20 protein-coding genes and 1 pseudogene are annotated in these 21019 nt (G+C 36.8%); 10 read left to right on the forward strand and 11 right to left on the reverse strand.

Annotated features, from left to right (window positions below; translation table 11 throughout):
- Positions 1 to 7: 7 nt before the first annotated feature.
- The 3 genes from CD001_RS13930 (at position 8) to CD001_RS27455 (ending at position 3280) form a co-directional block, all read left to right on the forward strand.
- Positions 8 to 1690, forward strand: coding sequence for a glycoside hydrolase family 13 protein (locus CD001_RS13930; protein ID WP_096188291.1), 1683 nt, complete (start codon positions 8 to 10; stop codon positions 1688 to 1690).
- A 276-nt stretch (positions 1691 to 1966) separates the two neighbouring features.
- Positions 1967 to 2911 (forward strand): metal ABC transporter substrate-binding protein, encoded by a 945-nt coding sequence (locus CD001_RS13935; RefSeq protein ID WP_096188292.1) that lies wholly within the window; start codon positions 1967 to 1969, stop codon positions 2909 to 2911.
- Positions 2912 to 2998: 87 nt separating this feature from the next.
- Positions 2999 to 3280 carry a HesB-like (seleno)protein gene (locus CD001_RS27455; RefSeq protein WP_455423360.1) on the forward strand — a complete coding sequence of 94 codons (282 nt, stop codon included), beginning with the start codon at positions 2999 to 3001 and terminating at the stop codon, positions 3278 to 3280.
- A gap of 185 nt (positions 3281 to 3465) precedes the next feature.
- Here CD001_RS27455 and CD001_RS26450 read toward each other — a convergent pair whose 3' ends face one another.
- The 4 genes from CD001_RS26450 to CD001_RS13950 all read right to left on the reverse strand — a co-directional run bounded on the left by CD001_RS26450 (position 3466) and on the right by CD001_RS13950 (position 6480).
- Positions 3466 to 3639 carry a hypothetical protein gene (locus CD001_RS26450; RefSeq protein ID WP_179298749.1) on the reverse strand — a complete coding sequence of 58 codons (174 nt, stop codon included), beginning with the start codon at positions 3637 to 3639 and terminating at the stop codon, positions 3466 to 3468.
- Positions 3640 to 3799: 160 nt separating this feature from the next.
- Positions 3800 to 4261 carry a hypothetical protein gene (locus CD001_RS13940; protein WP_096188293.1) on the reverse strand — a complete coding sequence of 154 codons (462 nt, stop codon included), beginning with the start codon at positions 4259 to 4261 and terminating at the stop codon, positions 3800 to 3802.
- Positions 4262 to 4439: 178 nt separating this feature from the next.
- Entirely contained in the window at positions 4440 to 4622 is a 183-nt protein-coding gene (locus CD001_RS13945; protein WP_096188294.1) for a hypothetical protein, read from the reverse strand.
- Between the two features lie 796 nt (positions 4623 to 5418).
- Positions 5419 to 6480, reverse strand: a complete 1062-nt coding sequence (locus CD001_RS13950) for an AbrB family transcriptional regulator (protein WP_096188295.1) — start codon at positions 6478 to 6480, stop codon at positions 5419 to 5421.
- Between the two features lie 396 nt (positions 6481 to 6876).
- Here CD001_RS13950 and rlmN point away from each other — a divergent pair, with 396 nt between their 5' ends.
- A complete protein-coding gene (gene rlmN / locus CD001_RS13955; protein WP_096188296.1) occupies positions 6877 to 7965 on the forward strand; it encodes a 23S rRNA (adenine(2503)-C(2))-methyltransferase RlmN in 1089 nt (362 codons plus the stop codon).
- A gap of 352 nt (positions 7966 to 8317) precedes the next feature.
- On the opposite strand, the gene CD001_RS13960 is transcribed toward rlmN, so the two are convergent.
- Genes CD001_RS13960 through CD001_RS13970 form a run of 3 tightly spaced genes read right to left on the reverse strand, consistent with a single transcriptional unit; the run spans position 8318 to position 11003 of the window.
- A complete protein-coding gene (locus CD001_RS13960) occupies positions 8318 to 9910 on the reverse strand; it encodes an alkaline phosphatase family protein (RefSeq protein ID WP_096188297.1) in 1593 nt (530 codons plus the stop codon).
- A gap of 49 nt (positions 9911 to 9959) precedes the next feature.
- Positions 9960 to 10484 (reverse strand): DUF3189 family protein, encoded by a 525-nt coding sequence (locus CD001_RS13965; protein WP_096188298.1) that lies wholly within the window; start codon positions 10482 to 10484, stop codon positions 9960 to 9962.
- Positions 10485 to 10520: 36 nt separating this feature from the next.
- Positions 10521 to 11003, reverse strand: coding sequence for a YqeG family HAD IIIA-type phosphatase (locus CD001_RS13970; RefSeq protein WP_096188299.1), 483 nt, complete (start codon positions 11001 to 11003; stop codon positions 10521 to 10523).
- A 239-nt stretch (positions 11004 to 11242) separates the two neighbouring features.
- Here CD001_RS13970 and sigK point away from each other — a divergent pair, with 239 nt between their 5' ends.
- Together sigK and CD001_RS13980 are read left to right on the forward strand one after the other, a co-directional pair.
- Complete coding sequence (gene sigK, locus CD001_RS13975) at positions 11243 to 11968, forward strand: RNA polymerase sporulation sigma factor SigK (RefSeq protein WP_096188300.1); 726 nt, start codon at positions 11243 to 11245, stop codon at positions 11966 to 11968.
- Positions 11969 to 12106: 138 nt separating this feature from the next.
- A complete protein-coding gene (locus CD001_RS13980; RefSeq protein ID WP_096188301.1) occupies positions 12107 to 13066 on the forward strand; it encodes a calcium/sodium antiporter in 960 nt (319 codons plus the stop codon).
- Between the two features lie 21 nt (positions 13067 to 13087).
- Here CD001_RS13980 and CD001_RS13985 read toward each other — a convergent pair whose 3' ends face one another.
- Genes CD001_RS13985 through CD001_RS13995 form a run of 3 tightly spaced genes read right to left on the reverse strand, consistent with a single transcriptional unit; the run spans position 13088 to position 16829 of the window.
- Positions 13088 to 14200: a Ger(x)C family spore germination protein gene (locus CD001_RS13985; protein WP_096188302.1), complete on the reverse strand. Its 1113-nt coding sequence runs from the start codon at positions 14198 to 14200 to the stop codon at positions 13088 to 13090.
- The gene (locus tag CD001_RS13990; RefSeq protein WP_096188303.1) at positions 14197 to 15309 is read right to left on the reverse strand and encodes a GerAB/ArcD/ProY family transporter; all 1113 of its coding nucleotides are present in this window, start codon (positions 15307 to 15309) and stop codon (positions 14197 to 14199) included. The genes CD001_RS13985 and CD001_RS13990 overlap by 4 nt, the downstream gene beginning before the upstream one ends.
- A gap of 32 nt (positions 15310 to 15341) precedes the next feature.
- A complete protein-coding gene (locus CD001_RS13995) occupies positions 15342 to 16829 on the reverse strand; it encodes a spore germination protein (RefSeq protein WP_096188304.1) in 1488 nt (495 codons plus the stop codon).
- A gap of 161 nt (positions 16830 to 16990) precedes the next feature.
- Between CD001_RS13995 and CD001_RS14000 the strand changes: the two genes are divergently transcribed.
- Positions 16991 to 17977, forward strand: coding sequence for a lipoate--protein ligase (locus CD001_RS14000; RefSeq protein ID WP_096188305.1), 987 nt, complete (start codon positions 16991 to 16993; stop codon positions 17975 to 17977).
- Positions 17978 to 18049: 72 nt separating this feature from the next.
- Here the strand turns inward: CD001_RS14000 and deoD are convergent, their stop codons facing one another.
- Positions 18050 to 18766, reverse strand: a complete 717-nt coding sequence (gene deoD, locus CD001_RS14005; protein ID WP_096188306.1) for a purine-nucleoside phosphorylase — start codon at positions 18764 to 18766, stop codon at positions 18050 to 18052.
- Positions 18767 to 19361: 595 nt separating this feature from the next.
- Here deoD and CD001_RS14010 point away from each other — a divergent pair.
- The 3 genes and pseudogenes from CD001_RS14010 (at position 19362) to CD001_RS14020 (ending at position 20972) form a co-directional block, all read left to right on the forward strand.
- On the forward strand, positions 19362 to 20435 hold the full coding sequence (locus CD001_RS14010; protein ID WP_179298750.1) for an HD-GYP domain-containing protein: 1074 nt from the start codon (positions 19362 to 19364) through the stop codon (positions 20433 to 20435).
- A gap of 179 nt (positions 20436 to 20614) precedes the next feature.
- Positions 20615 to 20766, forward strand: a pseudogene (locus CD001_RS14015) (transposase); the annotation flags it as partial.
- A gap of 14 nt (positions 20767 to 20780) precedes the next feature.
- Positions 20781 to 20972 carry a hypothetical protein gene (locus CD001_RS14020; RefSeq protein ID WP_096188308.1) on the forward strand — a complete coding sequence of 64 codons (192 nt, stop codon included), beginning with the start codon at positions 20781 to 20783 and terminating at the stop codon, positions 20970 to 20972.
- Positions 20973 to 21019 lie beyond the last annotated feature (47 nt).

Here is a 21019-nt window from a genome sequence, read left to right on the forward strand (position 1 = left end):
TCTGAATATGACAAAGAAATGGTGGAAAGAAAGTGTTGTGTATCAAATTTACCCGAGAAGCTTTAACGACAGTAACGGGGATGGGATCGGTGATTTACAAGGCATTATTGAAAAGCTTGACTACTTAAAAAAGCTCGGGATTGACGTCATTTGGTTATCCCCTGTGTACAAGTCACCGAATGATGATAATGGTTATGATATTAGTGATTATCAAGACATTATGGATGAATTTGGTACGATGAAGGATTGGGAAGAGCTTCTGGAGGAAATGCATAAAAGGGGCATGAAATTAATGATGGATCTTGTCGTTAATCATTCATCGGATGAACATGCTTGGTTTGTAGAGTCAAGAAAATCAAAAGATAATCAGTTTCGGGATTATTATATTTGGAGACCTGGAAAAGAAGATGGATCAGAGCCTAACAATTGGGAATCGGCATTTAGTGGTTCTGCTTGGCAGTATGATGAGCAAACAGGAGAATATTTCTTACACTTGTTTTCAAAAAAGCAACCTGACCTAAATTGGGAAAATCCAACGGTTCGCCAAGAAGTGTATAACATGATGCGTTGGTGGCTCGATAAAGGGATTGACGGATTTCGTATGGATGTCGTGAATTTTATTTCAAAACAGCCAGATTTGCCAGATGCTCCTAATCCTCAAGGGAAAAAATATGTATCAGGAAGCGAGTATTATATGAATGGACCGAGAGTTCATGAGTTTTTACACGAGATGCATGAAAAAGCATTGAAAGATTATGATGTCATGACGGTTGGAGAAATGCCTGGTGTAGGTCCTGAGGAAGCAATTAAATATACGAAGGATGAGCGGGAAGAACTGAATATGGTTTTTCAGTTTGAGCATGTAGATCTCGATTCTGGACCTAACGGAAAATGGGATTTGCAGCCTTTACGTTTAAGTAATTTACGTGACAATTTAGTAAAATGGCAAAAAGCATTAGAAAACGAAGGTTGGAACAGTTTATACATGAACAATCATGATCAGCCAAGAATGGTTTCTCGCTTCGGAAATGATCAAGAGTATCGGGTTGAATCGGCAAAAATGCTTGCAACATTACTTCATATGATGAAAGGAACTCCATACGTATATCAAGGTGAAGAGATTGGAATGACGAATGTCCGCTTTGAGAATATACACGATTATCAAGATATTGAAACGTTAAACATGTACAAAGAAAAACGTGAAGAAGGCATACCTCATGAGCAAATTATGGAAAGTATTTATGTGAAAGGAAGAGACAATGCAAGGACCCCAGTTCAATGGGATGATAGTGCCCATGCTGGATTTACGACAGGTCAGCCTTGGCTGAAAGTAAACCCTAATTATATAGAGATTAATGCAAAAAAGGCATTAGAAGATCCCGGTTCGGTGTTTTACTATTATCAAAAGCTCATTGAGCTACGTCATCGCAATGAAATTGTCGTTTATGGAAGCTTTGATTTGTTTCTTGATGATCATGAAGAAGTATTTGCTTATAAGCGCCAGTTAGATGATGAAACGTTACTCGTTTACTGTAACTTCTATGGAAATAAACCAACAGTGCAACTACCAGAAGAATATGTCGGGAAAAGGAGAAAGCTCTTTATCGGCAATTACGATGTTGAAGACGTTGAAGCCGTTGAATTTACGTTACGACCATATGAAACAAGAGTGTATCATATAAAAGAATAAACAATAAACGCGCGATTAAGTGCCAGGCACCTGGAAACTAATTACCAGGTGCCTGGCACTTGTTTATAATTGTAAGAAATTTTATGAAGAAAACTCTTTACAAGGATAAATATCGTTATGTATAATTCAATTAGTATTTAAAAAGTTTCTCTTATGCAACTTTTATAGCTAGGACAAAAATAGTGTTAGGTGACTAACATATTTTGAAACATGCACAAATTGTAGGGAGAATCAATACATTGCGTAGGTAAAAAAATATGAAGGTGGAGGAGAGCAATGCAATTACAAAAATTAAGGGCAGGTTTTTTATTTTTAATTTGTTCAATAGTTATTATGACAGGTTGTTCGTCAGAAGAAACAGATGCTGACGGAGAAGAGACTAGTAACGACACTGAAAGCGAGGCTGGAGAAGAGTTAAGTATTGTAACGAGCTTTTCTGTTTTAGCTGATATTATTGAAGAAGTTGCTGGTGACCGTGCAACAGTTGATTATATTGTTCCTATCGGTGAGGAACCACATGAATATGAGCCTGTGCCAAGCAATTTTAGTACAGTAAGTGATGCGGATGTTTTTTATGTTAATGGTTTAAGCCTTGAAGAATGGTTAGAAAAAATCGTGTCTAACGTATCTGAAACAGACATTGTTGAATTATCAAATGGAGTAGAGCCTATCAACTTAGTAGGTGAAGATGAGCCAGATCCACATGCGTGGTTGAGTCCTAAAAACACAAAAATGTACGTTGAAAACTTAGTTGAAGACTTAGTTGAGCGAGACCCTGATGGTGAAGAAGTATATCGGGCTGGTGGAGAAGCATATATTGAAGAACTTAATGAACTAGATGCTTGGATTGAGGAAGAAGTAAGCAATATTCCAGAAGAGCACCGTGTTATTATCGTAAGTGAAAATGCATTTAAATATTATGGTGAATCTTACGGTTTTCGTACCGAAGGGATATGGGAAATCAATTCACACGAAGAAGGGACACCACAACAAATTAATCGTATTATCGATATTTTAGAAGACGAAGGCATCCCTTCTGTATTTTTGGAGTCAACCGTTCCACCGAGCTTTATGGAAAATGTGTCAAGTGATGCAGGCGTTCCTATTGCTGGTGAAGTTTATACGGATGCAATTGGCGAAGAAGGGTCTGGTGCAGAGTCTTACATTGAAATGATCCGTCATAATACAAAAACGTTTGTCGATGGATTAAGCTCAAATTAATATGAAGCACAGAAGTTGTCTTCACCTCATAACATTGGTAGGATAGAAAAAGTAAGAATGGAATACGATAATGATTGAGGTGAAACAATGGAAATTACAAGTCATGCAAAAGAATTTATTCAAGAATTAATGACAGAACATGGTGCTAATAATATAAAAGTCTTTTTCTCTGGAATGGGCTGAGGAGGCCCACAATTAGGCTTGGCTCTGGATGAGCCGGCAGAAGATGATATTGTTGAAGACATAAACGGCATCAAAGTCGCTTTTGATAAAATGATTTTTTCACACACTCAAGACCTTACATTAGATGTACGAGAAACACCCGAGGGTAAGGGTTTGATGATGACTGGAAATGAAAGTGACTGCTGATAATTTGAATATGGCTCTTTTTCCAAATCTGGAAGAAGGGCTATTTTATATTTGACAACATTTAAATGCAAAGTAAAGGGTTTGTTTAATTGAGGTAAAAGCGAGTGTCTTAAACGAAGAAAAAAAGAGGAGGTACCAAAAGCATGGCTTTTGGGAAACCCCTCGGTAAAACTCCGCAAAGGCATTTAATCTCTCATTTGGTTAAATGCTTTTTGAACAGGCTCCATCATATTGTTGTTCGTACCACGGTTATTACGTCCTCTCATGATTCCGTAAGCAGCTGCACCGACTCCTAGACCAACTAATGACATCATTAACCCATTCCCATTACGGTTATTATTTCGTCCCATACCAAACATGAAAACATCCCCTTCATCGTTGTGTTTGCATTTAGACGAAACAAAATCTAATTTCGTCACGGAGTAATTGATGAAATAGCAAGATCGCTATCCCAACCATTTATTATTATGGAGTGAATGACATTTAATAATCGAGGTTTTTGTTTCCAAATCGTTGCAGTTATGTTTCATTTGACAACGTTCCGTACGAAATTCCTACAATTTGATCAGTGAAAAGTAATAGGTGCCCTTTTTTTACTGGCTCTTTTGTTAAGTAAGGGTATATGGTCACATCTTTTAAGTGGATCGTACCAGTAAACTGTTTTACGGTTATGTTTTCGTTTCCAGGTATACTCTCCTGATACTGGATCACCTCATCGGCTGCATATTCCAAGTATGAAAAGTTAATTTCATCAAAGTTTTTATCAGTTAAGTTTGTTTCATTAGACTCAAAATGCTTAACGACTTCATCAGAGTTGACAACTTCTCCAAACACTTCGCCGAAATTTGTAAGGAATATTAGCTTTGTATTCATTGGAACATAACGACTATCCTTCAAATTTTCTACATATTCAGAAGTAGCAATTATTTGTGCTTTTTTATAATCCAAAACATCGTATAAAGTATTTGATCTTTTTTTCATACACATTCACCCCTTACTTATAACACATTCAACATTTAGAAAAGAATTCCTACACAAACGAAAAAATACCCTTTCGATCTTGAAAGGGTATTTTGCGTAACTTTGCAACTGTTTTTCACCTCTACAAAAAGTGACGGGGAATTCGTGTCGCTTATGTATAGAGGTCAAAAATCTGACATTAGTTGTTGTCATTATTTTGGTCGTTGTTGCGATTGTTACGATTGTTACGGTTGTTAAAGTCTTGTGCATCGTTTTCACGAGCAAATTCAGTGTTGAAGTTATCATCATTGTTGCGACGGTTGTTATTATTGTTGTTATTATTGTTGTTTCGCTCGTTTCGATTGTTTCGATTATTAGCCATAAGAATCACCTCCCAACAATTAAGATTACCCATTGTTTTATTCATATACATTTTTTAGTGAAAAAAATCATATGAACAGAATAGCGTGGATATTGATTTACTGTTAAGATTGTTTTTAAAAATAAAGGAGCAAAGAAATGAAGAAGTATGATCATCATTTTCATGTGGGAAACTAAATTCATGAATAAAGAAAGGAAAGTATAAAATGAATACTCTCTTTGATAATCCGATCGTTATTTTTATTGTCGTGTTAGCGATACTTGTTGTCATTTTACAAATAATCAAATTTAAACGAGATAAATAAAGATAATAAAAGAGGCTGCTTTTCCTTTTATAATGTTGTGTTGATCGATTGTTCAAAAATACCCTCGCCTGCACTGCAGCGGGCAAGGCTACAACTTATCGGGGAAGATCACCTTGCTATTCCCAGCTGTCCAGCCAAATCATCCCAGAATGATGATGAAGGTTATCCTCTGAGCTTATACATAATCTGTTTTCTCCGGAGGAAAGAGGAGCTTTTAAAAGACAGTGTCCGGATGATGTGGCTAGCTCAAGGTCGTACGATCAATCGTTTACGTGCATACCTAGAGGTCCAGCAATTACTTGTCAGTGTTAGGTTCAATTCCGAAACGATCCAGTTAAAGTAAAAGTGAAGAGCGAATAGGGTTTGCACTGATGGCGGTGAACTTAAGAAAGTACCCGATTACATGATTTGATCATAAAAAAGAATCCGATTATCAGTCACGATAACCGGATTCTTTTTTTTCTTTTGTTCTGTCCCAGCCTCTTTCTTGAATTATGCTGCATGTTGAAGTTCTGTTTTATGAAAGTACCACTTCAAAATAGGCGGGACAAATAAAATAATGACGAACAATCGTGTCAACTGAAGTGCACTTACAATAGCAGGGTCACCTCCGACAATAGAAGCAGTAAGTACCATTTCAATTAATCCTCCAGGTGCAACGCTTAACATTGCTGTAGCAAGGTTTAGTGATGTAAAGTAGGCGAGAATAAAGCCTAATCCAAATGAGAGCAAAATTAACGCAAACGTAATACTAGCATAAATACCACAATATTTCCCACCCAATTTCAACTCTTCAAACGAGATTTTCATCCCAAGACCGACCCCAACCGACACTTGAGCTGCTATTACAAACATAGGTGGAACTGAAGCAAGTTGAGCAGGACTTACATTCATTAATGCAGTAATGATAAGCGGAACGATGACAATGCCAGCTGGAATTTTGTCACGAAGCAATATACCGATCATAACTGGGAAGATAAACCATAGATAACCCCATCCCTCAAAAACAAATGACTGATCCATAAATGAAGCACCTGCTTGTGATCCAATACTAGTAAAGGTGTATACAATGAGTGCAGGAACTGTAAACAATACAGTCAACAGCCTTACTGTTTGAAAGATGACGACGAGGGAAGCTTTTGCATTGAGTGATTCACTGGCAATAACCATTTCCGTTAAGCCGCCAGGAATTGAAGAAAATGTACTTGTTATTTTATCGACATTGATCCATTTTGTAACGAAAATCCCTAAGAGGATACTCGCGAAGATTAATATCATTGTGACAATGAGAAATGGCATAAAATAAGGTCCCATGGTCATAAATGTTTCTTTTGTAAAATATAGCCCAAAGTAGATTCCAAGAACAATTAACCCAGTATTTTTCACTGAATTAGGCCAATATACTTTCCGCTTCGTGAAACTTTGCCACAACATAATAAAAGTGAGGGCTCCTAATACCCAAGGTAATGGAAGATTCAAGACAGAGAATATGTAACCACCAATGAGGCCCAGTGTAAACGATTCGAAAAGATGGAGCAATTTCATGTTTTTCATTGTTGAAGACCCCTTAAATCATTCAATATTAATAAAAATTGTATCACAAATCGTCAAAGAGTGGGGAGATGTCAAATTTTTCATTCAACAGTAAGCCTAGGTGACATGATCCTATGTTGCTCCTATACAGTCCGATCCAATAGCTTGTTGTTCGAAGGCTACATTTTTGTAAGATATCCAATCCACCTTCCATTGTCCGTAATGATCGTATATGACAAATAGAGAGAGGATAAACTATTGAAAAACAGGAAGATCATCACATTTTGCACGCTTCAGGACTTGAATTAATGGGTAATTCTTGAGATAATAACGAACGGTGTACAAAAAGAAGATGATGTAGGGTATCTTTGTATATTCCTATGAATATAAATTAAAGTAGTGAAATGAGTGTTACGAATGAAAAAACCTTCAATTTATGGATTAACGTTTGATCAGTTAACAGACTGGTTTACTGAACGCGGATATAAAGCATTCCGAGCGTCACAAGTTTGGGATTGGTTATATAAAAAACGAGTAAAGAATTTTTCGGAAATGACCAATATTAAAAAAGATACGATTGAATTACTAGAAGAAAACTTTGTCATGCAGACATTGGTCATCCATTCAAAGCAAGTGTCCCAAGATGGAACAATGAAGTTTCTTTTCAAGTTAAGTGATGGCAATCTTATTGAAACAGTTTTAATGAAGTTTGACTATGGTAATTCTGTTTGTGTTACAACTCAAGTTGGCTGTAATATCGGCTGCAGTTTTTGCGCTAGTGGACTTTTAAAAAAAGATCGAGACCTCTCAAGCGGTGAAATTGTCCAGCAAATTATGAATGTACAGCATGCACTAGATGAAGCAGGGGAAGGAGAACGAGTAAGTCATATTGTTGTCATGGGTATTGGTGAACCATTCGACAACTATACAAACTTAATGAACTTCCTCCGTGTCGTAAACAATGACAAAGGTCTTGCGATTGGCGCACGGCATATTACTGTCTCTACAAGCGGTATTGTTGATAAAATTTATAAGTTTGCAGACGAAAAGCTTCAAGTAAACTTAGCTGTATCTCTGCATGCTCCGAATAATGAATTGCGGACAAACATTATGAAAATTAACAAGGCGCTGCCGATCGAAAAGTTAATGGATGCTGTTAATTATTATTTAGAAAAAACAAATCGAAGGATTACATTTGAATATATTTTATTAGATGGAGTAAATGACAGACCTGAAGAAGCATATCAACTAGTTGAGCTCCTTAAAGATAAAAAGCGTCTTACTTACGTGAATTTAATTCCTTATAATCCGGTTGACGAATATATTCAATATAAACAAAGTAAAAAAGGTTCGATTTTAACGTTTTATGATATTTTAATGAAGAATGGTATTCAATGCGGTGTGCGCCATGAACAAGGATCAGATATTGACGCTGCGTGTGGTCAATTACGCAGTAAACAAATGAAAAAAGACAAAGAGAAGGCAAAAGCTAAAGCAAAGGTATAAGTCTTTTCTATAAAAAGAGCGATTCATTCCAACGTAAAACGGATGAATCGCTTTTTTTGAAAGATAAAAATTTATAAAATTTCAAAATCTCTCGATTGTTGTCTAGACTTCAGGCACGAGCGTTTCCTACACGAGTAGGCTACAAGTTGTCTCGAAGGATCTAACTTCAAAGTGATACTAGAAGAGAAAGCAGTTTTCGGCTCGAGATCGTTTCGCCCCGCCATTTGAAGTCTAAGTTCGGACTTCTTTATGTCGGGACTCCAGTGCATTTCGCAGATAGGCGGGCGCCTTGCGCTTTTCTTAGATCTGTTAAGCATTCCTTATTTCGGACATGTTAATTAAAATTTAGGCTTTATTCATTTGTCGATGATAAAAGCTCTAATATATAGTCCTTTAATTCAACAAACCTTAATGAGTCAGGACTTTTTTCTGTTCCTGTAATAATCAACGCTGTTAATAAATCATTTTTGTGTAAACCTCCGTGTTCACCACCGCCTTCGTGAGTTTCAATGCCATCTGCAAGAAAAGAATAGCCTGGTTTCGCAGCTAATATAAGCTTCGTACCATCATGGCTGTTTAACGCTGTACTTATGTGGTGCAAAACGTCTGGATAATCTTCATATGAAAGTTTTTGCTTATCTTCATCAATTTGTAATGAAAGGACTTCGCTGTTTCCTTCAACTGTCCATTGCTGGTGGTATTCGTCTTGCCAATTTCCACCAGATTTAAAACGAAGCATCTTTTCATGGTCTGGGCTCATAACATTAATCCAGTTTTGGTCACACCAAGCAATTAAGTCGATCCGAGAATCGTTTAATGCGCGCTCTGTTATAGCAGGCAATATCCCTTTATCATGAACATCATAGACGTAAGACATTCGCTGATTAACGCCAAAGGCGATTTCTCCATCACTGACAGGATCCCCTAAATCTGCATGGTGGAAAGGAGCTGCCAAATCGTTTAAGTTAATTGCAAGTTCATCCTCATTGTCTAAAAGTTGATCTTGACCATGGTCTCCAAAAATAATAAAGATGTTTTCATCTATTGCTTTCTTCCAACTACCATAACTATTCAAAACATCTTGTAAATACTGATCAGCATCTTTAAGACCTTCAAGATAACTTGGACCATGTTTATGAACTTCTTTATCATTATCAGGGAAAAAGACTAATAAGAAATCCGGCTGTTCTCCGTTTTCAATCATGCTTTGCGTGACTTCCATTGAATAACGGTCTCTTAGTCCGAAGCGGTGAAGGAGACCGTCTGTATATGGATCGCCATTAAGAGAATTAGGACGCGTAAATTGTCCAAAAGTTAACGATTTAGGACCTTTCGTTTCGATCATTCTTGGAAGCTTCGCCATTTTATCTGCAAGTAAAGGCAGCGTTAATTTATGTTGTTCATGTCCCCTGTAAAGTAACATATTTATAGAACCGCTCGTAAACCCTTGATCTTCTAATTGCTCATAAATCGTTGTGACATCTTGATTTAAATGTTCGTTATTTAAGTTGTACATCACATCATAAATTCCTTGAGATAAGCCGTTATCAAGGAGGAATTTTAATGAAGTGCCGTAATTGACGATGCGGTCTTCATCTTTATTAAACCATGACAATCCTGGAATGTGATGTTTATCAGGCATTTCTCCAGTAATTAACGTACTTTCAACTGTAACTGACATACTTGGGAATGGCACGATTAAGTCTTGATAATATTGCCCGCGCTCAATTAAATATTGCAACGCGGGAATATCTCCATTGTTTATGCTTTCATCAAGCGTTGCTCCCATTAATGAATCAATCATGATCATCACGACTTTTTTTTGATCTGTTGGTCGTTGCGATTGATCTTGAACTGTATTTTGTTCATTCTGATTGTAAGATTGACATGAACAAATGAAGAAAAAGAGTATCAAAGTGAGTGATCGTAATAATCGTTTATTCATTCGTTTATCACCTAAGTTTAATGTTTTGCCTATCGTTTTGCTGAAATAATTAACCAAACCATTTATTAACTTCAAGCTCTTTATTATCTAGAACTTTTACACGTTGGTTCGTTGATATTGCAATACGTTTCGTTTTACCAACTAGCTTTTTTGTATTCGGATACGTTTGTTGAGCCCCTCTTATGAGTAACGGGACCCCGATCCAATCAATATGAAGTCTTCTCGAAAAAAGACCGCCAAATGTCATAGCAGGAGGAACAGTTGGGGATGTATTGGACAATATGACTTGGTCATGATTTTCCCCGTGCTTTTCTAAAAGCTCTATGAGGTTTTTAAGAGCTGGAACGAGAGCTTTTGAACTTCCCCTGCCAACTGTATACACAGCATGTCCATTTTCGTCATGCCCATGAAAGTAAATCTTTCCCATATCCTTCGTTTTTAATCTATTGAAAATATCGATAGCTAATATTTCTTCCTTTGTCGGAATTCTGTCAGTCGGTATCGATTGCAAGTGATATGCAGCTGCCAGAACGGAAGAGTGAGTTCCGCCATAACAATTATAAATATATATCATGATGTTCTCCTTTGATGAATTTAATTGAAAAGTAAACTACCAACGTTTTTTTATTAATCCTTCTAACTTTCGTTTAAGAAAGATTTGTAGTGGTTCATGCTCCTTTCCAATCGGCTTCACTAACGCAGTCCGCATATCAAGGCGTTTTCCGCACCAAATATCGGTTAATAGTTGATCCCCTAAAAACAAACTCGTCCTATTATGTGCACCAATCTTTTGCATATGTTGGCGAATGATTGAAGCGGAAGGCTTTTTGCATCTGCCGAAACCTATAATTTGAAAAGGTTCACAAAAGCGATCGACTCTTTCTTGACTGTTATTAGAAACAATGACTAATTGAACATCTGATTGTTTCAACATGAATATCCAGTTTTTTAAATCATCATCTCCTGGTTGATTGTGAATCGCTAACGTACTGTCAAGGTCAGAGAAAATCGTTTTTATTTCATTTTCTATCAGCCATTCCGGCGTCATTTCAGAAAAGTGATGGATTTCATAATCAGGCTTAAAATATTTCATATTAACCACTGCTTTCAATTTTCTATTGCTCAAAAGGTCTCTCATACTTATTTACATAGTATTTGAAAACAGAAATAGAATATGTGAAACATAACGAATCATTTTCAGCGTGGATGTATGATCATGTAATTTTGGTGGTGACTTAGAAAGGGGGATAGATTATCTTTTTTAGACAGACACATACAACCTTCGACGTGCATATAGATGATGTACGATGCCTAAAGGAGGGATGTTTGTGCATGTCTAGTATCCTTGCAGCTATCACAGCATTTGTAAAAGAATTGTTCGTCTTTGTGTCATTCGTTAAAAACAATGCGTTTCCACAGCCGTTAAAAGAAAAAGAAGAACAGGAATACATCAAGAAAATGAAAGAAGGAGATGAAGAAGCAAGAAACCTTCTTATTGAACATAACTTACGGCTCGTTGCACATATCGTTAAAAAATTTGAAAATACTCGTGAAGAAAATGAAGACTTAATCTCGATCGGAACAATCGGCTTAATTAAAGCAATTGAAAGTTATTCACCAGGAAAAGGGACGAAGCTCGCCACATACGCAGCTCGTTGTATCGAAAATGAAATATTGATGCATCTCCGTGCATTAAAAAAAGTGAAAAAGGACGTTTCATTACACGATCCGATTGGGCAAGATAAAGAAGGGAATGAAATCAGCCTTATAGATGTGTTACAGGCGGATACAGAGGACGTAGCTGATTTAATACAACTTAACATGGAGAAAAAACAAGTGTATGAATATATTCATGTGTTAGATGAGCGGGAAAAGGAAGTTATTATCGGGCGCTTTGGACTGGACATGAAAAAGGAAAAGACACAAAGAGAGATTGCGAAGGAACTAGGGATTTCCCGAAGTTATGTATCAAGAATCGAAAAACGAGCTTTAATGAAACTGTTTCATGAGTTTTATCGGCACCAGAGAAACGTATACCAAAATAATCAAGAACTTTAATCATCCAAATGAGACTTTCTTAGTGAAGGTAATTACCACTGAGAAAGTCTTTTTATGTTAGTCAGACGTTTATTATGGATAGGAGATGATATTTTGAGCAACTTAAACAATAACAAATTCTAAAGGCTGGTCATTTATATGATTTATTTCTTACTATTGCTCGGGTTTGTATTATTAATTAGAGGTGCTGATTATTTTGTAGATGGATCAGCAAATATTGCAAAGCTACTTCGGGTACCGCCATTGTTAGTCGGGCTAACGATTGTTGCTTTCGGAACAGGTGCACCAGAGGCGACAGTGAGTATGATCGCAGCATTTGAAGGAAGTGCTGATGTAACGATTGGGAATGTCGTCGGGAGTAATGTAATTAATATTGCTCTCGTTGTCGGTGTTACAGCAGCGATTTTTCCACTAAAAGTCGAAAATGCAACAATAAGAAAGGAGATCCCCTTTGCCTTTGTATCTAGTGTTGCTTTGCTCGTATTAATTAGTGATCAGATTTTGCAATATGCACCTGAAAATATTATAAGCCGAAGTGATGGAATCATCCTTTTATTGTTCTTTTCGATATTTTTATATTATGTGATTGAAGCAGCGAGAAATAGCCGAGATCACATTCCTGAAAACAACAAATCCGAAAATAAGCCGCTTACATGGAAAAGAAATATTTTCTTTACTGTTGCAGGATTAGCAGCAATCATTATCGGAGGATATTTTGTAGTAGAAAGTAGTACAGAAATCGCCTATACGTTTGGGTTGAGTGAAGCTTTAGTAGGTTTAACGATTGTTGCAATCGGTTCCTCGCTACCAGAGCTTGTCATTTCAATCACAGCAGCGATAAAAAAGCAAAGTGAGATTGCTTTAGGCAACATTGTCGGCAGTTCGATCTTTAATATTTTGGTCGTTTTAGGGGCTGCGTCAATGATTACACCGCTTCCTGTTAACCCAAAAATATTTTTAGATGTTATCGTCATGATCATTTTTACAGTTGTGTTATTTATCTTTTCAAGGACAGAGTATACAGTCGGTAAAATTGAAGGTGCCATTTTAACACTTGCCTACATTGTATATTTAATCTTTATTATATATAGGAATTAGCAAAACATAGCTGCTAATCGCTTAATTAATAATCCCGTGTCTAATAATTTCAACATTGATATCCGGCTCAAATGTAATCGTCGGGTACACATCTCGCCACGTTTCTTCATCCCAAACAGAATGGTGAAAAGCAATTAACCGTCTACCTACTCCTAAAGCATCACAATTGATTTCTTGCAGCTTATTTAAAATTCGAACCGATTTCTCCGTTAAATGGTCTGAGAGTATTTCGTTTAATTGAACGATTGTTTCGCGCTCGTGTAATTCATCATGTGGATATTCGATGACCTCGATTTTTAATTCAAGTGTAAGGGGAACGGTGATTTCTTGCGTATGTTCATCCACCTCAATATCAATTTCTCTACTCATTTCTTTCACATGAAAAGAAACAAATTCCTCTATTTTCATTGGTTGATCTGAATGAACTCGTTCAACGAATGGAGCTCTTTCTCCTAGTAAGCCTTTTAAGATTAAGAGCATCGTCGAATCTTCTATATTCAGTGTGTCGACCATTGAATTTTCACTAAATAATGCAAGTCCTTCTAAATAAGGAGCTCCTTGCGTAGCACCAATATAAGGCACAATAATATCTTGTCCAGGGTCAAATAGTGGCGGGCAAATGAGCTGAATGTTTACATACGGAACTAAAGTTTGCTTTTCAGCAGCTTCTAGTAAATCTGCTAAAAATTCGCTCGTTCTCGGTTTATCTTTTAGTCTCATTTTAACAATGTCTGTACCACTTCCTTTAGCAATAGCGATATTTGCTGCTAAAGCCGAACGTGGATCACGATATAAAACATCCAATGCTGGGTATATATCTTCTCTCGCGAATGTTTCTCCTACAACTAATATTCTCAATTTTGATGCATCAATAATTTCAGATGTCTTTTTATCAATCCCGTTTCTCGCATCACGTACCGTTTTTCCTTCAGCAGAGATAATTTGTACTCTCTCCTCTGCATGATACTTTTCAGGAACTGGCGATGATCCTGTTATTAATATACTGCCGTTTTCAAGCAAATCTAAAGATGCTGATTTCAATACGGTAATGTCTCTTAGCGGTCGAGAGTCCCAGCAGCTAGTTAACATAAAGGTAACGAAAAATACAAAAATAAATTGTAAAAGCTTTTTCATGACGCTGTTTCTTTTCCTTTCTGTTTGATCGGTTTGTGTAACAAAAACGATAAAATTAACAATATTGTAGGGATTGCTAAGAAGAAAAGGACACTCCAACGATCAATAAATTCTGAAACAATATCAACACTTAAATCATTGATTGGTCCAAAAAATACGACCACTAAATAGATGAAAATCCCGAGAACAGTGACGATCTTTTCTCGCTTTATACTTGGGAACAGCTGGGATGCGCTAACACTCGCTAAAAATAAATAGGTCATTAATGACGTCGTAACAGATACGATCCACATCGAGACAAACACTAAATCAAGCCTGTCGATAAAGGGGGAAGTAAACGCTTTTAACATGTATAAAACTGGACTTGGTACGAGTTTGATTTCCTCCGGACTAAAAAACATATACGTCGTAATCGCAGTAAATGTATACAATAGCGTTGTAAACCAAATGGAAGCAGAGTACGTTGCATAGATCTGTTTTTTTGTGCCCTTAATATATGGAAAAATAAACAAAATTAATTCGAATCCGAGCATCGCTTGGAGAGCCCCATATGCACCTAATAAAATATTCGTGAAACCTGCTTGTCCAATCGGAAATATATATAAAGGATTACTTGCTGTATAACCACTTAATAGGACTCCGATAATGACGACGATTAACCCGGAGACGAACAGATAAAATCGTGCGATAATGTGTAGTTTTTCACGTGTTAAATAGATGGCAGGAATGATTAATAGTAATAGCATGACCCATTTAGGGGTTTGTGGAAGGAGCCACGTGTCCATTCTTTGATAATATAAAGTTAGGACAAGCGCTGTCACTCCAGCAAAATATAATAAATAGAAAAAGTTCAACATTTGTCCGATGATTGGACCGATTATCGACTGGACAAAAGAAAAAAATGTTTGCTTTTCGAAGCGCACAGCTAAAAAAAATAACAGGGAACTAATTAGGTGTATGGCAACTCCAGAAAGAAGAATAGAAACCCAGCCGTCCCATTGTGATTCCTCATAAACGACAAACGGGAGTGAAAGGACGCCAATCCCGACTTGTGTTTGAATGACAAGGAAAAAAAATTGACTTAATGTGACTTTTGGACTGTTTTCCATTTATGCGCCTCATTTCTTATGATCTTGATTCTTCATTTGACGGACTGTTCTTTATTTTTCGTATGTGGAATGCGAATGATACTTTCCTTCAGGTCTTTTAAACTAAATGGGGCGAACGGATAAAAGTATGGCTGACCTAAACTTGTCAGTTTACATAAATGAATCAAATATAAGCTTAAACAAAAGACTATGCCGACAAATCCTAATAGAGCAGCCATAATCATTATAGGGAACCGTAATAAGCGAACGGCCATCGACATCTCATGAGAAGGAACAACAAATGAAGCAATCGCTGTCAATGCAACAACAATAATCATAATGCTTGAAACGAAACCAGCATTGACGACGGCATCTCCGATGACGAGACCTCCGACAATACCGATCGTTTGACCGATTGGACTAGGCAGTCTGATCCCGGCTTCACGAATAAGTTCGATCGTTAATTCCATGATGAAGGCTTCAATGATTGGCGGATATGGGATCATTTCAATTGAATTTTTTACGACATACGTCATTCCATAAGGGATAATTTCGTAATGGAAGCTGACGATAGCAATATATAAACCTGGAAGTGTGACAGCAACGATAAAACTTAACATTCGGATAAGACGGAAAAAGGTCCCGGTATACCAACGGCTGTTATAATCATCATTCGAATGATAAAACGAAAAGAATGTCATCGGTAAAACAAGGGCCGTTGCATCACCATCGACTAGGACAGCAATTTTACCTTCGAGAATATTTAATGCACAACGGTCTGGACGTTCTGTACTCATATATTGAGGGAACGGTGAATAGATCGAATCCTCTAAATATTCCTCAACGACCCCTGAACTTATTAACTTTTTCGATGAAACTTTTGCTAAACGCCGATGAACTTCCTCAAGTTGGGCGGGGTCACATACTCCATCCATCGAAACGATGGCCACCTTTGTTTTCGCAGCTTGACCTAGTGTCGTATATTGCACTTTAAGCTTCGGATGTGTAATTAATTGACGGATAAGGTGTAAATTAATATGAAGATTCTCAACAAGACCGAAGTGGCCGCCGCGAATAATTTGTTCATTTTCGGGCTGGGTAATATCTCGCTTCACCGTTCTCGATGTTTCAATCGTATAGCAGTACGGAAAGCCATCAATGAGCAATATACAATGCCCTGATAAAACTTCAGTCATAGCATCTGAAAGGTGGGGATGCTTCGTTGCTTCCATATTTTTTAGTAATAAATGTAGGTCATTCATATTTTGAATCTTGATTAGCTTTGCATAAAAGTAGTTTTCGATCTTCTCTTCTTCTGCCATCGTATTTAAGAAATACATATATAAAGTATCACCAGAAGGCAGCTTCAACTGTTTTTCGACGAGATCCTCCGAATGAGAAAGAGTATCTTTTAAATATTTACGATTATCATTCATCACTTGTTCAACAGGATACGTTGAAATCGCAGGTGGTTCAACGATCGGTTGTTGATCGCTATTATTGTTTTTGTTTTTTGAAAACCATCGTTTAATAAAGCTCATATTAGAGAACCCCTATAATTCATTTCACTTAATATTTGAAGGGGATAGCAATATTATTCATTTTATGGAAAAATCATGTAAGTCATTTCAGAACTGTTTTTAGCTTAAGCCTTCGTTATGGTAAACTAATTATTGGAACTAATTGAAGGAGGAATGAACCGATGCGTTTTATTGATAATGAAAACATTACAGACCCGACTGTAAATTTAGCCATTGAGGAATATGCTTTGAAAAATTTAAGCATTGATGATACATACTTGTTATTCTACGTAAATGAGCCTTCCATCATCATCGGGAAAAACCAAAATACGATTGAAGAAATTAATAAACAGTATGTTGATGAAAAAGGAATCCACGTCGTACGTCGCTTATCGGGTGGGGGCGCTGTATATCACGATTTAGGTAATTTAAATTTTAGCTTTATTACGAAGGATGATGGGAACAGTTTTTCAAACTTTCAAAAGTTTACGAAGCCAGTGATCGATGCTTTACAAAAGCTAGGAGTAAATGCGAAGTTAAGCGGTCGGAACGACATTCACGTAGGTGAGAAGAAAATATCAGGAAATGCACAGTATTCAACACGCGGACGTATGTTCAGCCACGGGACATTAATGCTTGATTCCGAAATTGAGCATGTCGTCGATGCGTTAAAAGTGAGAGATGAAAAAATTCGTTCGAAAGGGATCAAATCGATTCGAAGCCGTGTAGCAAATATTGATGAGTTTTTAGAGGACAAGTTGTCGATGGCAGAATTTAAACAATTACTGCTTTCATATATTTTTCATGAACAAGATGTTGAAACGTATAAGCTGACAGACGAGGATTGGAAAGGGATTGCGAATATATCAGAAAAAAGATATAAAAATTGGGATTGGAACTATGGAAAGTCTCCAAAATTTGATTTACAGCGATCAAAGAAATTCGACGCCGGTATCATTGATATCCGTTTAAATGTCAAAAGTGGAAAAATTGTTGAGTGTAAAATTTTCGGCGACTTTTTCGGAGTTGGCGATGTATCGGATGTAGAGGAAGCCTTAACAGGAATTCAATATGAAAAAAACGCGATCCACGAGGCATTAAATGAAATCGATATGACTTACTATTTCGGGCGGATTTCGAAAGAGGGTTTCATTGAGCTGATGTATTAATATAAAAAAAGAGGGTGCTTTTTTGGCGATTGATTAATCGGCTTTAAAGGCACCCTCTTATTATGGAATTGATCATGCTTCGTTGTCAGCAATGGCAGCATTTAATGCGACTTCGACCATCTCATTGAACGTTTCTTGACGTTCTTGTGAGCTCGTTTCTTCACCAGTCAATAAATGGTCACTGACTGTTAATACAGATAAAGCATTTACACCAAAGCGAGCGGCAATCGTGTACAGAGCAGAAGTCTCCATCTCGACAGCTAATACTTGGTGATCTGCTAACATATTCACTGTTTCTTTATCATCATTGTAGAATACGTCGCTCGTGTAAACACTTCCTACGTTGACATTCATTCCATTCGCAACAGCACCATCATATGCTTTTTTGAGTAGGCCAAAGTCTGCAGTAGGAGCAAAGTTAAGTCCGTTAAAATAACGATCGTTTACTCCAGAGTCAGTAGAGGCACTCATAGCTACAATGACATCACGAACTTTTACATCCTTTTGTAAAGCTCCGCACGTACCGACACGAATTAAGTTTTTTACACCGTAGCTGTTAATGAGTTCATGAACATAAATGGAAATGGAAGGAACCCCCATACCAGTTCCTTGTACTGATATACGCTTTCCTTTATATGTTCCTGTAAAACCAAGCATACCGCGAACTTCATTGTAACAAGAGACATCTTCTAAAAAGTTTTCTGCGATATATTTTGCCCGTAACGGATCACCAGGTAATAAGATCGATTCAGCGATTTCTCCTTGTTTTGCACCTATATGTACACTCATTTCATTCATCCTTTCTATTGTAGAAACCATGCTCCAATACAAATTACCATAAACTAAACCGATAACGCAAAGGTTTCTGTAAAATGTTTGCGTCAATTATTAGTGGGCAACTTTTTTAAAAGGTTAGCATGCCTCTTTTTGTTTTGTTGGATCAATTTCGTAAATTGGTATCTCATGCAGCTCCGTTGGACTGCATCTGCTCACTTTCACCTCTAAGCACAAGTGGGACATCCGTTCATACATCATTGCGTTTGCATTCACAGTGTCTTCTTTGCCGCTGACGAACCGTCGAGCCTCCTCAGGAAGAACGCCTTGAGGGGTCTCGTCTGGCCCGCTTTTCCGCAGGGAGTCTCGCTGATTCCATCCAACTGCTCTATCATTTTCTCATACTGTAAAACAAAGCCACATTTATTCTCAACCTCTTAGAAGCGGAAGTCTTAATTGACATAATGCGAACAGCAGTCGGTTTTATAAATACTTACTGTATAAGAAAGTCATAGGACATATTCATATATATGTCTTATAAGTATAAATGTTCAGTCTATTTGCCTTATGTCATGGTAAAATAATACTAATGATGACAGTAGGGAATGTGATGAACATGATATCAACTGTGAAATTAGTCGAAGGTCATACGTTAACCGGGAAAATAGTCGGAGAAGATGTCATTTCCGAGTCTGGCCATTTTCTATTAAGAAAAGGAATGACTCTTACTCAATGGCATATAAAAATATTAAAAAATCATCAAATAAACTATATTAAAGTTGATGATCCAGTTGTCGAACCGCTTAGTGTGCAAATTAAAGAGGTTTTAAAAAGTAAAGAAGATATCTCTAGTTTGTATTATGAAAATGTCATGGAAGTAAAAAAACTTTTTCATGAAGCCATCTCTAGAGAAGTGCCGAATCTACAATCGTTTATGAAACCATTTACACCATTATTAGAGTCGATCGTTCAAGGCAATGAAATCTTTTTGGAGCTGCATCATATAAAAGGACATGATGAATATACGTATCGGCATAGTGTAAACGTAGGCTTGTTATCTGCAACGATCGGCAAAATATTAAAGATGAACAAGCAGGAAACGTTAATGCTTGGACAGATAGGTTTTCTTCATGACATCGGTAAAATGAAGGTATCTCAGCAAATATTAAATAAACAAGCTCCTTTATCAGAGGAAGAATATGAACAAGTGAAAATGCACACGGTTTATGGAAAAGATATTTTAGCTGAAATAGCGCCAGGAAATAAAGCTGTCCAAATTGGTGCTCTTTATCACCATGAAAGGCAAGACGGTTCAGGCTATCCTTACGGATTAAAAGGGGAGGATATCCCGTTTCTAGCGCAAATTATTGCTGTCGCTGATGCTTATGATGCGATTTCTTCTGACAGAGTGTACAGATCAAAGTATTCTCCATTTGAAGCGTTAGATGAGCTGTTAACAGAAGTTTATAAAGGGAAATTGAGCGGGAAGATTGTTTTCCCATTTATTGATCATATTTTACAGGGGTATATCGGAAAAAATGTAGTTTTAAATGACGGAATAAGAGGACAGATTATTCATTTGCATCTTGAAGAGGTTCAACGTCCCTTAGTAAAGGCTGATGGACGGTTTATTGACTTAAGAAAACGAAGAGATTTACAAATTTCAAATGTATTAGTTAAATAGTAAAAAAAGTGTGCGCTTATCATTTGAGCACACTTTTTATTATTATATTCTTTGTAAACCACAGGCTCTGCCTGTGTGAAAATAAACCTTTAAGGGTTGTAATAGGAAAAAATCTCCTCTCGTTTATATAATAGAAGTGGCCGCCAAACCAACTTCATAAAACGAGAGGAGATATGCTCATGTCGAGCGACAATAGTTTATCACATACAAGATGGAATTGTAAGTATCACATTGTTTTCATCCCAAAGTATCGGAGAAAGGTTATATGGAAAGTTAAGGAGATATCGGAGCTATATTAAGAAGATTATGTGATATGAAAGATGTAGATGTGGCTTTAAAATAAAGATGTACCGTTTAAAACAAAGTTTAACCGTTTTTAAAAAAGTTGCACCGTTTTATCCCTTTGGATTTGATGATTCCAAAGGGAATTTTTATGAAAAACAATATTCAGCAATCGAGCCAGATAATGAAATAAAAGAAGTAATCGGGAAGAAATCTTTAGCAGTCATATGTGGTAAATTTAAGACTAAGCCATAGGAAGGATATTAAAAAGATAATTACAAATACCAAGAAGAATCGAGGAG

The organism is Evansella halocellulosilytica (assembly GCF_002335745.1).
GTDB lineage: Bacteria > Bacillota > Bacilli > Bacillales > Salisediminibacteriaceae > Bacillus_CA > Bacillus_CA halocellulosilytica.